The sequence below is a fragment of the Sphingomonas sp. NIBR02145 genome, assembly GCF_027359115.1.
Lineage (GTDB): Bacteria > Pseudomonadota > Alphaproteobacteria > Sphingomonadales > Sphingomonadaceae > Sphingomonas > Sphingomonas kyeonggiensis_A.
The window spans coordinates 1012353-1024360 of sequence record NZ_CP114791.1 but is presented as its reverse complement, the minus strand read 5'-3'; the positions used below and the strand labels follow the sequence as shown (position 1 = coordinate 1024360).

13 protein-coding genes are annotated in these 12008 nt (G+C 67.5%); 7 read left to right on the top strand and 6 right to left on the bottom strand.

Annotated features, from left to right (window positions below; genetic code table 11):
* Window positions 1-18 precede the first annotated feature (18 nt).
* Genes O3305_RS04780 through O3305_RS04770 form a run of 3 tightly spaced genes read right to left on the bottom strand, consistent with a single transcriptional unit; the run spans window position 19 to window position 2566 of the window.
* A complete protein-coding gene (locus tag O3305_RS04780; protein ID WP_269575363.1) occupies window positions 19-504 on the bottom strand; it encodes a DUF2939 domain-containing protein in 486 nt (161 codons plus the stop codon).
* A complete protein-coding gene (locus O3305_RS04775) occupies window positions 501-1262 on the bottom strand; it encodes a tetratricopeptide repeat protein (RefSeq protein WP_269575362.1) in 762 nt (253 codons plus the stop codon). The genes O3305_RS04780 and O3305_RS04775 overlap by 4 nt, the downstream gene beginning before the upstream one ends.
* Complete coding sequence (locus O3305_RS04770; protein WP_269576459.1) at window positions 1262-2566, bottom strand: AmpG family muropeptide MFS transporter; 1305 nt, start codon at window positions 2564-2566, stop codon at window positions 1262-1264. The genes O3305_RS04775 and O3305_RS04770 overlap by 1 nt, the downstream gene beginning before the upstream one ends.
* Window positions 2567-3082: 516 nt before the next feature.
* Here O3305_RS04770 and O3305_RS04765 point away from each other — a divergent pair.
* Both O3305_RS04765 and O3305_RS04760 read left to right on the top strand, forming a co-directional pair.
* Window positions 3083-4207, top strand: a complete 1125-nt coding sequence (locus tag O3305_RS04765) for an aromatic ring-hydroxylating oxygenase subunit alpha (RefSeq protein WP_269575361.1) — start codon at window positions 3083-3085, stop codon at window positions 4205-4207.
* 79 nt (window positions 4208-4286) lie between these two features.
* On the top strand, window positions 4287-4436 hold the full coding sequence (locus tag O3305_RS04760; protein WP_269575360.1) for a hypothetical protein: 150 nt from the start codon (window positions 4287-4289) through the stop codon (window positions 4434-4436).
* Between the two features lie 22 nt (window positions 4437-4458).
* Here the strand turns inward: O3305_RS04760 and O3305_RS04755 are convergent, their stop codons facing one another.
* Window positions 4459-4893 carry a response regulator transcription factor gene (locus O3305_RS04755; RefSeq protein WP_269575359.1) on the bottom strand — a complete coding sequence of 145 codons (435 nt, stop codon included), beginning with the start codon at window positions 4891-4893 and terminating at the stop codon, window positions 4459-4461.
* Between the two features lie 107 nt (window positions 4894-5000).
* On the opposite strand from O3305_RS04755, the gene O3305_RS04750 reads away from it, so the two are divergent.
* Both O3305_RS04750 and rsmD read left to right on the top strand, forming a co-directional pair.
* Window positions 5001-6383 (top strand): pseudouridine synthase, encoded by a 1383-nt coding sequence (locus O3305_RS04750; protein ID WP_353739220.1) that lies wholly within the window; start codon window positions 5001-5003, stop codon window positions 6381-6383.
* The gene (gene rsmD, locus O3305_RS04745; protein ID WP_269575358.1) at window positions 6383-6922 is read left to right on the top strand and encodes a 16S rRNA (guanine(966)-N(2))-methyltransferase RsmD; all 540 of its coding nucleotides are present in this window, start codon (window positions 6383-6385) and stop codon (window positions 6920-6922) included. The genes O3305_RS04750 and rsmD overlap by 1 nt, the downstream gene beginning before the upstream one ends.
* A 247-nt stretch (window positions 6923-7169) precedes the next feature.
* On the opposite strand, the gene O3305_RS04740 is transcribed toward rsmD, so the two are convergent.
* Window positions 7170-8444, bottom strand: a complete 1275-nt coding sequence (locus tag O3305_RS04740; protein ID WP_269575357.1) for an MFS transporter — start codon at window positions 8442-8444, stop codon at window positions 7170-7172.
* A gap of 124 nt (window positions 8445-8568) precedes the next feature.
* Here O3305_RS04740 and O3305_RS04735 point away from each other — a divergent pair, with 124 nt between their 5' ends.
* Both O3305_RS04735 and O3305_RS04730 read left to right on the top strand, forming a co-directional pair.
* Entirely contained in the window at window positions 8569-8754 is a 186-nt protein-coding gene (locus O3305_RS04735; protein WP_184166075.1) for a hypothetical protein, read from the top strand.
* 101 nt (window positions 8755-8855) lie between these two features.
* Window positions 8856-9815 (top strand): peptidyl-alpha-hydroxyglycine alpha-amidating lyase family protein, encoded by a 960-nt coding sequence (locus O3305_RS04730; RefSeq protein WP_269575356.1) that lies wholly within the window; start codon window positions 8856-8858, stop codon window positions 9813-9815.
* A gap of 3 nt (window positions 9816-9818) precedes the next feature.
* Here O3305_RS04730 and O3305_RS04725 read toward each other — a convergent pair whose 3' ends face one another.
* Window positions 9819-11462, bottom strand: coding sequence for an inorganic phosphate transporter (locus O3305_RS04725; protein WP_269575355.1), 1644 nt, complete (start codon window positions 11460-11462; stop codon window positions 9819-9821).
* A gap of 209 nt (window positions 11463-11671) precedes the next feature.
* Between O3305_RS04725 and O3305_RS04720 the strand changes: the two genes are divergently transcribed.
* Window positions 11672-11941: a hypothetical protein gene (locus O3305_RS04720; protein WP_269575354.1), complete on the top strand. Its 270-nt coding sequence runs from the start codon at window positions 11672-11674 to the stop codon at window positions 11939-11941.
* Window positions 11942-12008 lie beyond the last annotated feature (67 nt).

Here is a 12008-nt window from a genome sequence, read left to right as displayed (position 1 = left end):
CCGGCAAGTCGCGCCGGGCTAGAACACGTCCGGCGGCAGCTGGATCGCCTCCAGCTTCCAGGTCATCCCCCGCATCCGGAACTGCAGTGCGGCCCCGTCGCTCCGGGTCAGCTCGAAGCGATTGAGCGAGATCCGGTGGTAGCGCATCTCGTTCGCCTTGAGCTTGATCGTCCCCGGCCGCTCGGTCTCGGCCAGCGGCGCGGCGGCGAAGATGAAGCGCATCCCCTCCGGCGAGACCGCGGCATCGACCACCGTATCGCCGATCCCCGAGCGCACCAGCGCGCCCAGCACGCCGCCGCCCTCGCCCGGCAAATGCGCCGAGATCTGGCTCTTCACGCTGCCGCGCACCGCGTCGAAATCGACATGGCCGGCCAAAGCGTCGATATCGCGTGCCTCGGCCGCGCGCTTCATCTGCCACAGCGTGTAATAGGGCGAGCCCCATAGCCAGCCGCCCGCGGCGACCACGACGAGCACCAGCAAGGCAATGATCCAGCGCTTCCTCACGCGGTCACGCCCCTGGCACGCAGCCCGGCCAGCGTCTCGGTCGCCCAGCGATACATGTCCGCTTCCGCGGCGCGTTGCTGGCGATCCATCCGCTTCATCCGTTTCTCGACCTCTTCAAGCACCGCCAGCGCCTTGCGATCCCAGCCCTGGTCGATCAGCAGCGCGGCATAGCGGCAGCGCGCTTCCTCGCCCGGCATGCGGGTGACGATATCGGCATAGACCTCCAGCGCCTCGTCCTTGCGGTCCAGGTGCTCGAGGATCTTGGCGCGCAGCAGCGCCTGGCGATCGCGTTCGCTCTGGCCCATCGGCGCGGGCACTTCGTCGAGCAGCGCCAATGCCTCCGCGCCCTTGCCGACCTCGTAGAGTGTGTTCGCCAGCTTGCCCTGGGTCCGTACGTCGGGATCGCCCACCGTCATCCGCAGAGACTCGCGATAGAGCGGCTCGGCCTCTTCATGTCGGCCCAGCGCGGCCAGCGCATCGGCGACGCGCAGCCGGTTGCCGGCGGTGTCGGCCAGGTCGAGCGCGCTCCGGGCGGCGCGCAGCTCACGCTCGGGGTCGAGCGCGGCCACTGCCTTGGCCCGCGCGGTGCGGACATGCCGGTTCTGCCCCAGGCCGGGGAGGATCTCGACGAAGAAATAGGCGATGGCGCTGACCACGGGCAGGAAGATCAACGCGGTAACCCATAGCGGGTTTCCGCCCCGCCGCATCAGGTGGACGATGCACGCCACCTGCAGCGCGATTACGAGGAGATAGGGCATCAGGCTTTCGCCTCTTCCCCGCCCTCGCCTTCGGTGCCTGCCGTGCCGATCGAGCGGTCGACAAGGCCCGTGCGCATCATCCACCAGTAGATGAACACGCCGGGCAGCGCGATCAGCGTGGTCAGCAGGTAGAAGTTCACATAGCCCATCGCCTCGATCAGGCTGCCCGCGGTGGTACCGGTCAGGAAGCGGCCGAGGATGCTCGCGCCCGCGGAGATCAGCGCATATTGCGCGGCGGTGAAGCGCAGATCGGTGAGTGCCGAGAAATAGGCGATGACGACCACGCCGCCAAAGCCGCTGGCGATGTTCTCGAAACCGATCGCGCCGGCCATGCCCAGGTTGGAATGGCCGGCCGCCGCCAGCGCCGCGAAGCTCAGGTTCGAGATCGCCATCAGCACCAGGCTGAGCAGCACCGATCGCTTCATGCCCATCCGCGCATAGAGCATGCCTCCGATGAACACGCCGATCATGTAGGCGAAGAAGCCGAGCGCCACGTCGTAGAAGGCGATCTCGTCATTGGTGAAGCCGAGATCGTCGAACAGCAGGCGGAAGGTCAGGTTCGCCAGCGTGTCGCCGATCTTGTGGACCAGGATGAAGATCAGGACGATCCATGCACCCTGGCGCTGGAAGAACTCGACGAACGGCCCCCAGATCGACTTGAGCACGGTCGCCAGCCCCTTGCGTTCGGCGGGCGGACGGTGGCGCTCGGGCTCGCCGAGGATCAGGCCAGCGATGATCGCGGGCAATGCGAACAGCGCGCAGACCAGATAGGCCGCTTCCCAGCCGAACCGCGCCGCGACGACCAGCGCCACCGCGCCGGCACCGGCGGAGCCGATCCGCCAGCCATATTGTGACATGCCCGAGCCATAGCCGAGCTGGCGCGGCTCGAGGATCTCGATCCGGTAGCCGTCGATCACGATGTCATAGGTCGCGCCGGCCAGGCCGACGAGCACCGCGGCCGTCACCATCGGCCAGATATTGTTCGGATCGGCCTGGGTGAACGCCATGTTGGCGACGGCGGCGACCACCAGGATGCCCGCCACGATCAGCCAGGACACGCGCTGGCCCAGCTGGCCGAGGATCGGCAGCTTCACGCCGTCGATGATCCAGGCCCAGAGGAACTTGAGGTTGTAGACCAGGATGGCGAGCGCGAACGCCGTGATCGTCGCCTTGTCGATCCCGTCCTGCTTCAGCCGGCTGGTCAGCGTCGCGCCGATCATCGCGAAGGGGAAGCCCGAGCTCAGCCCGAGTGCGAAGGAAGCGAGCGGCGCATTCTCGAAATAGGGGCGCACGCCCTCGGGCAGGTCGGCGCGCCAGTCCTCGGGTGCCGCCTTGCGCCCGGCGACGAAGGCCGCGAGCAGGGCGACAAGGGCCAGCCAATAGCCGATCGCGGGCCGGATCGCGCTCGTCGCCAGCGCCTTGGGCGGGGAGAAGGCGGCGAACAGCACCGCCAGGATCACCAACAGGCCACCCACGGCGGCACCCCCGACCATCAGGCTCGCGCCGCCACGTTGGCGCCAGACGAAGCTCAGCACCAGGCTGGCAACCCCGACCAGCATGCCGAGCACGAAGGTCATCGACGGCTTGAACGCGCCCGTGCCGGTGATGAAGTCATAGCCGTGCACCGCCAGCGGCGCCGAACCCGGCGTCGCCACGGTCAGCCAGGGCAAGGCGAGCAGCGCCAAGGCCACTGCCAATGCCAGCTGCGCCGCCGGATAAGCCCATTGCGGCCGCTTCACCTGCTCCATTCCTTCTTGCCCCCACGTACTTCCGGCGCGAAACTAGCCAAAAATACCAGGAAGGCCATAGGGAGGAATGCCATGAATGCGCCGACCGAGGGGCAATTGGCGCTGGCCGGAGCGCTGGCGCGGGGTGGATCGAAGGGCGAAGGCGAAATCGCCCATGTCGCCGCCTCGGTCTATACCAGCCCGGAACGCTTCGCCGACGAGCAGGCCTACATCTTTTCGCAGGTCCCGCTGGTCATTGCGCCCTCCGCGCTGCTGCCCGAACCGAACATGGCGATCCCGCATGACGGCTTCGGCAAGCCCCTGCTCATCACCCGCGACAAGGCGGGCCAGGCGCATGTCTTCCTCAATGTCTGCCGGCACCGCGGCACCAGGCTGGTAGAAGGCTGCGACGCGGTGAAAGGCGGCCGCCTGGTCTGCCCCTATCATGCCTGGACCTATAATTTCGACGGGCGGCTGATCGGCCTGCCCCGCGCCGATACCTTTCCCGGCCTCGACAAGGGCGAGTACGGCCTCAAGCGCCTGCCCACGCACGAGGCCGGCGGGCTGATCTGGTTCTCCTTCACCGAGGACGCCGATTTCGCCGAGGCCGACCTGCTCGCCCGCGATTTCGAGGCGTTCGACCTGTCCGCCCAGCATCTGTTCCGCCGGCGCACCCACAGCGTCAACGCCAACTGGAAGCTGATCATGGACGCCTTTCTTGAGGCGTACCACGTCCAGCGCCTCCACGCCGCGACGATCGCCCCCTTCTTCCAGGACGGTGTCTCGACCGCGGATACGATCGGTGCCCACCAGCGCTCGGCGGTCGGGCGCGAGGCGGCGCTGGCGGCGCTTTCCTCCAGCGACTGGGCGACGCTGCGCGCGGCGATCACCTATACCTACCAGATGTTCCCCGGCACGGTGCTGGTGGTCAGCCCCGACTACATCAACCTCATGGTCCTGATGCCCCAGTCCGAAGGCCGGGTGCTGGTCGAGGATTTCATGCTGATCCCCGAGCTGCCCAGCACCGAAAAGGCGCTCGCCCATTGGGAGAAGAGCTGGGAGCTGCTCGACGGCGGCGTCTTCGCCTCGGAGGATTTCCGGGCCTGCGAACTGGGCCAGCAGGGACTGGCATCGGGGGCGGTCGAGCGGGTGACCCTGGGCACGCTCGAGCTCGGCATCCGCCACTTCCACGATGCGGTTAATGCGCATCTCCGGTAGAGCCCTGAGGGTAATTCCTCTGTATATCCTCCGTTCCGGCGCGGGCGTACCTAAATTGGGTATTCGAGAGGATCATCCCATGCCGCTTCCGCTGCCGCCCCGCGAGTTCCTGGACATCAACGAGGAAGACCGTCTGCCGCGCGGCACCGGCCTTATCATCGCGTTCGGCATCGGCGCGGTGAGCTGGGCGATCATCGTCGCGGCCGCGCTCGTACTGCTGCGCCACTGAGCCCCAATTCGGGCTCGGCTGGCTAAGCCGCGCTCAGGAACAGGCTGAAATTCCCCGGTAGCCGCCGCGGCGCCTTGGCGCCTTCCAACACCGCCTCGATCGCTTCGATCGCCGCCAGCAGGTCCCGCTGCGGATAGGGCTTGGCCAGGCATCCCGCCGCCAGCGCCCTGGCTTCCTCGGGGAAGCTCCCAGTCACGAACAGCACCGGAAGGCCCCGTCCCTGCGCGGCGCGGGCCACTTCGAGGCCGCTGCCATCGGCCAGCATTACATCGGCAAGCACCAGGTCGAGATCGCTGTCCGCCGCGAGCACGCGGAGCGCCTCGGCCACGGTATCGACCGTCGCGGCTACCGCGAAACCTTCACCACTCAGGAAATGCTCGGTGTCGAACGCGAGCAACGGTTCGTCCTCCACCACCAGGAGTCGCGCAATCCGTCGCTTTTTCCGTCCGAACAACATGCCGCCTGAAGCCCGCCAAGTCTCTGAACCCACAGCGCTAACGCGCGAATCCCTTTCGAGGGCGCAATAATTTTTGAAGCGACCGCGACAATCGCTATATCGCCCCTGTGTCTCCATCCAATCCCAAAGAAGCGCAGCGCATCGCGAAGCTGCTGGCCCGTGCAGGAATCGCGTCCCGTCGCGATATCGAGCGCATGATCACCGACGGGCGAATCGCCGTGGACGGCAAGGTGCTCGACACCCCTGCCACGCTGCTCACTTCGCTGAGGGGCGTGACCGTGGACGGCATGCCCGTCGCCGAGCCCGCGCCCGCCCGCCTGTTCCGTTATCACAAGCCCGCCGGCCTGCTCACCACCGAGCGCGATCCCGCCGGCCGCCCGACCATCTATGACCATCTGCCCGAGGGACTACCGCGCGTCATGCCGGTCGGCCGGCTCGACCTCAGCACCGAGGGGCTGCTGCTGCTCACCACCGATGGCGAGCTCAAGCGCGAGCTGGAGCTGCCCGCCACCGGCGTCGAGCGCAGCTACCGCGCGCGCGCCTATGGCAACGTCACCCAGGCCCAGCTCGAATCGCTGATGCTCGGCGTCGAGATCGAGGGCATCCGCTATGGCTCGATCAACGCCAATATCGAGCGGCGGACCGGCGCCAATGTCTGGATCGAGATGACCCTGACCGAGGGCAAGAACCGCGAAGTGCGCCGCGTGCTCGAATATCTCGGGCTCGAGGTGAACCGCCTGATCCGCACCCGCTACGGCCCCTTCTATCTGGCCGACATGCCTCCGGGCGATGTCGACGAGATCCGCAAGGCCGATCTCATCACCTTCCGGACCGTGATGTCCAAGCCCGGCGGCGGCAAGGCGGCCTCGAACCTGCAGTTCGCGGTGCGCTCGCGCGTCGTCGAGCCGGCGCCCCGGCCCGAGCCGGTGTCGACGGGCGGCAAGGAGCCGGAGGGGCGCCGCAGGGTCGCCAAGCCCGTGGCGGCGCCGAAGAAGCCGGTGTTCACCGCCCGCGTCACGCCCCAGGCCCGGAATGCCGAGGAGCCCCGTGTGCCCGGCAAGCCAGGCTTCGCGCCACGCGGCGAGCGCCCGGTGCGGGCGGAACGGTCCGAGGAACGGCCCCGCGGCCCGGGCAAGCCCGGCCTTGCACCGCGCGGTGCGGCCCCCGATCGTCGCGAGCGCTCCGAGGAGCGGCCGCGTGGTCCCGGTAAGCCTGGTATCGGGCCGCGTGGCGAACGCCCGGCACGGAATGAGCGCAGCGAGGAACGGCCCCGCACACCGGGCAGCAAGTTCTCGCCGCGCAAGCCGCGCGAGGAAGCCCCCGCCAATCCCGCCCGCGCAGCACGCGCGCGCGCCCATCGTGAGACGCGTGAGCCGCGTGAGGGCGATTTCATCGATCGGCCCAAGCCCGCGCGCCGCCCCGATCGCGGCCCTGCCGGTGGTCGCGGCAAGCCGGGCAAGCCCGCCCGCCCGCCAAGGACGCGCAAGTAATGCGGATCATCGCCGGAGAATGGCGCGGCCGCCCGCTCGTCGCGCCCAAGGGGGACACCACCCGCCCCACTGCCGACCGTTCGCGCGAGGCTCTGTTCTCGATGCTCGCCAGCCGCCTCGGCAGCTTCGAGGAACTGGCCGTCGCTGATTTGTTCGCGGGATCCGGCGCGCTTGGCCTCGAGGCGTTGTCGCGCGGTGCCGCCTCGTGCCTGTTCGTTGAGCAGGACAAGCCGGCGCTGGATGCCTTGCGCGCGAACATCGCCAAGCTGGGCGCCAAGGGGGCGGAAGTCCGCGCCGGTTCGGTGATGGCGCTTGGTCCGGCGCGGGCGCCGCTCGACCTGATCCTGATGGACCCGCCCTATGGCACCGGCGCGGGCAGCGTGGCGCTCGACAAGCTCGGCCGTCTCGGCTGGGCCGGCCCGGCCACCTGGATCAGCATCGAAACGGCGAAGGACGAAGTGCCCGATATCGCCGGCTACACTGTCGATGTCAGCCGCACCCATGGCAAGGCGCGGCTCACCTTGCTGCGGATGGCCTGACCGCTCACCTCCACTGTTCCCCGGCCTTTGCCAGGGAACTGACGAGCCGACTTCCTACAGTGCCTGGACCGCGACTCGCCAAAGTACACAAAGTACAGGCCAAGAAGCGGTTTTAGCGCCGCTCGATCACCCCAATTCGAGGCTGACGTCGCGTGTCGCGCAATATGATTGCGTGCGCGTGATCCTATTTTCGCCAACCGCGTCAAAGAGCAGCCGGCCCGAAGGCTGGCTGCGCGAGCCCAGCAGGCTAAATCCTACATTGCAAGCCGGCGCTTCTGCACGAGCAGCAGCCGACCAGGCTCAGCATCCCGGCCCCGGCGAGATAATAGCCGACCAGCTCCAGCCCGCCCTGCTGGACCAGCCAGGCCGCGATCAGCGGGGTGAGGCCACCGCCGAGGATGCCGCCCAGGTTGAAGGTCACGGACACGCCGGTATAGCGCACGCGCGCCGGGAACAGGCTCGGCAGCCAGGCGCCGAGCGGTCCATAGACGAACCCCATCACGAACAGCGCGAAGGCAAGCCAGATCGCGACGCTGGGCAGCGAGTCCGGCCCGAGCATGAGGGTCATCGTCAGACCCACCGGCACGGTGAACAGGCAGCCGAGCATCAGCACGCTGTTGGCGGTGCGCTTGTCCGCGCTGATCCCGGCGACGGCGATGCCGGCCGCCATGAACAGGATGGCGATCAGCTCGATCCCCAGGAACGTCTCGCGGTCATAGCCGAGCGTCTTGGTGCCGTAGCCGATGATGAACACGGTCGAGATGTAGAACAGCGCGAAGCAGGCGATCGTGCCGACGGTGCCGGCGAAAGTGGCGAGCGCGCTGGTGCGGAACAGCTCGCCGATCGGCACGGCGGGGGGGGCTTCCTTCTCGGTCGCCGCGACATATTCGGGCGTCTCGGTGATCTTGAGGCGTACCCACAGTCCGAGGAACACCAGCACCGCGCTCGCCAGGAACGGCAGGCGCCAGCCCCATTCGCGGAAGGTCGCCTCGTCCATCAACGCGCCCAGCACCAGGAAGAAGCCATTGGCGAAGATGAAGCCCACCGGCGCGCCCATCGGCGGGAAGCTGCCATAGCGGTTGGCCCAGCCCGGCGGCGCATTTTCCACCGCGAGCAGGCTCGCCCCGCCCCATTCACCACCGAGACCCAGCCCCTGGCCGAAGCGCAGCAGGCACAGCAGGATCGGCGCGGTGACGCCGACCAGCGCATAGCCGGGCAGGAAGCCGATCAGCACGGTCGAGATACCCATGAGCATCAGCGAGGCGACCAGCGTCGACTTGCGGCCCAGCCGGTCGCCGAAATGGCCGAACAGCACTCCGCCCAGCGGCCGCGCAAAGAATGCGACGGAGAAGCTGGCATAGCTGGCGAGCTGTGCGATCCAGGGCTCGCTGGCGGGAAAGAAGAGGTCGGGGAACACCAGCGCCGCCGCAGTCGCATAGATGTAGAAATCGTAGAATTCGACCGAGGTGCCCACCAGGCTGGCGAACAGGATGCGGCGGTGCGATGCGGCGGCTTTGGTCATGCCCTCTCCCCTTTGATCCTCTCCTTGGATCGATTGACCGCAAAGGGGAAGCCCGTTCATCGGCCGGACAGTTTCGCCCGCGTACCGGAAAATCCTCAGCGACCGGAAGTCAGGGAGACGGGCGATGCGCGAATCGGCAGGCAGGCGGCTGGCTTATGCCACGCTGTTCGCAATCCTGGCCGGGCTGCTCGTCGCCTTCTGGAACCCGATCGAGCATTTCAAGGCGGACCTGCGCGCCGACGGGCAGGGATTCAAGTTCAGCATCGAGCTGGCGAGCCATCTGCTCGAACTGGGCGCGAAGCGGCTCTAGCGCCCTTCCAATATCGTCATCCCTTTCGTGCGGCTCCATCTTCGCGCCATCGCTGAGATCCCGGCTTTCGCCGGGATGACGGATGCGACTAGGGTACGGGAATGCGCATCACCGGCCTGGCGGCATTCGCCCCGCTCCTCCTCGCCTCCGCTGCCCCTGCGCCGCATTACGCCGTCGTCCCTGGCTGGCCGAGCCTGCCCGAGGGGCGCGTGCTCGGTCCCTGTTCGGGCGTCGCGGTGACCAGCAAGGGCGAAGTGCTGGTCCTCCACCGTGGCAATCGCGGTACCGATGCCAAGGGGCTGGTGTCGGTGAAGGAGCCGGTGGTCGAAGTGTTCGACGCGGTGACCGGCAAGCTCAAGCGCGAATGGGGCGCCGGGCTGTTCGTGGTGCCGCATGGGATCAGCATAGGCCCCGGCGATCATGTCTGGATCACCGATACGGGCACCAGCCAGGTCTTCGAGTTCGCACCGGACGGCACATTGCTCCGTACGCTTGGCGAGCGGGGTGTGCCGGGTGCCGATGCGACGCATTTCGATCGTCCCACCGATGTCGCGCCGATGGCGGACGGGAGCTTCTATGTCGCGGACGGCTATGGCAATTCGCGCGTCGCGCGGTTCGCTGCTGATGGGAAGCTGCTCTTCCAATGGGGCTCGCGCGGTACCGGGACGGGCCAGTTCAATATCCCGCATGCGCTGGCGGTGGATGGATCGGGCCGTGTCTATGTCGCCGACCGGGTGAACGACCGCGTCCAGGTCTTCGACGGTATGGGGCACTTCCTCACCGAATGGAAGTCACCCGTGATCGGCCGCCCCTTCGGTCTGGCGCTGCTTCCCGGCAACCGGATCGCGATCCTCGACGGGGGATCGAACCCGGACAAGGTGCCCGATCACGACGGCGTGACGATCGCGGCGCTCGATGGCCGTCAGGTCGAGCATTTCGGGCGGATGGGCAACCAGGACGGCCAGTTCTGGATCGCCCATGACATCGCCGCGGACCGGGCCGGCAATATCTATGTCGTCGATATCGCCGGCCAGCGCGTGCAGAAGTTCGCGCGGCGCTGAGGCTTAGAGCCCCAGCACCTTCACGCCGTTGAGCATCGCCCAGTAGAGGCAGCCCGAAAGCGCCATCGCCGCCGGCAGGGTGAGCAGCCAGGCGAGCGCCAGGTTGCGCACCGTGCGGCCCTGCAGGCCCGCGCCGCTCGCCACCGATGCGCCGGCGACGCCCGAGGACAGGATGTGCGTGGTCGATACCGGCAGGCCGAAGCGATCGGCCGCCAGGATCGTGCCGGCTGCGACCAGCTCGGCCGAGGCGCCCATCGCATAGGTCATGTGCTGCTTGCCGATCTTCTCGCCGACGGTGACGACGATCCGCTTCCAGCCGATCATCGTGCCGAGGCCAAGCGCGAGCGCGACGACGATCTTCACCCAGAGAGGGATGAAGCGCGTGCCGGCTTCCAGCTTCTTCTGATAGTCGCCCAGCGCCTTGAGCTCCTCCGCCTTGTAGCCCTCGGGCTTCTTGGTCGCGAGCTTGGTGGTGTCGAGCACCAGATACATGTCGTTGCGGACATTGCCGGTGGCTTCCGCCGGAACCTTGCTCAGCGCGCCATAGCCCTGGACGCGGCCGGTGAGATCCCTGGACAGGCTCTCGAGCGCAGCGAACACCTCGGGGGTCTCGGCCTTGCGCTGCTGGAGCGCGGTGGTGAGCACGGTGCGGGCCTGGGCCGGCGCCATGTCCGGCAGGCCGTTGCTGCGCGCGTCGAACACGGCCTCGGCGATGTTGGCGGTCTGCACATAGGCGGGCGTGGCGCTCGCCGACTGGGTGCGGTTGAGCGCATAGGCGGTGGGGGCGCAGCCGATCAGGATCAGCATGATCAGGCCCATGCCCTTCTGGCCGTCGTTCGAGCCATGGCTGAACGAGACCGCGGTGCAGGTGAAGATCAGCGCGCTGCGGATGCCGATCGGCGGCGCGGTGTTCGGCATCGGTGAGGTGTAGAGCTTCTGGTTGCGCAGGAAGACCCGCATCACCAGCAGCAGCGCGATCGCGGCGAAGAAGCCGATCAGTGGCGCCATCCACAGGCCGGTGAGGATCTTGGTCGCCTGGCTCCAGTCGACGCCGGCGGTGCCGCCGCGCGAGCCCGCGTTGATGAGCTGGTTGGCGAAGCCGACGCCGAGCACCGAGCCGATCAGCGTGTGCGACGACGAGTTGGGCAGGCCGATATACCAGGTGCCGAGGTTCCACAGCACCGCCGCGAGCAGCAGTGCGAAGATCATCGCGAAGCCGCCCGAGGATCCCACGTTGAGGATCAGTTCGACCGGCAGCAGCGTGATGATCGAATAGGCGACGGCGCCCGACGACAGCATCACGCCGAGGAAGTTCCAGAAGCCCGACCAGACGACGGCGAAATGGGCGGGCATCGAATTGGTGTAGATCACCGTCGCCACGGCGTTGGCGGTGTCGTGGAAGCCGTTCACGAACTCGAAGCCGAGCGCGATCAGCAGCGCCAGGCCGAGAAAGAGGAACACGCCGGTGGCCAGCTCCTCCCCTACCCCCTTGGTGTCGGTCAAAACGCTCCAGCCGGCAAAGGCCAGCCCGCCCACCATGATCGCCGCGAACAGCAATTTGGCGAGGGGATGCGTCTTGTAGTCGAATCGGGGGCCGGGCTGCGGTTGGTCAACCGGTGCGGCTTGGTCCAGAGCGAGTGATGCCATGATATGCGCGCCTCTGGCCGGAGGGTGTGACAGCCTTATGACAAACGCATGACAGACCCATGGATCGGCCAGTTTGCGTCATTCCGGCACGCGATTACGGGTCCTGTTCGGGCAAGGGCGGATTAGCACCGAATGGGCCCCAACTCACTTTGCCAAAACCCGCGGGGCGTCGGACAACCGGAGTGCCTGATGTTGGCAAGGAGACAAGAATGAAGGAACTTTCATTGCTCGCCGCCTGTGCAACGCTTGCCCTGATGGGCTCCGCGATGCTTCCCTCTTCGCAAGCCATGGCGCAGACCAATCCGAACTGCCTGCCTGAGCTGACTCCGGACGCACCGCCGCCGAACCCCGAGGACAATTGCGACGAGGTCGGCAATCCCGAGGAAGGCGGCACCGACAATCCGCCGCCTCCGCCGCCGATTCCGCCCAGTGCTTTCGCACGGGCCGACGCGATCGCGCTCCGCGAGATCTACGTCTAGATCCGCTCCTGGCGAGACGGTTGGGCGGGATCGCGCAACCGTCTCCATCCGCCGCCATCAGCGCGGC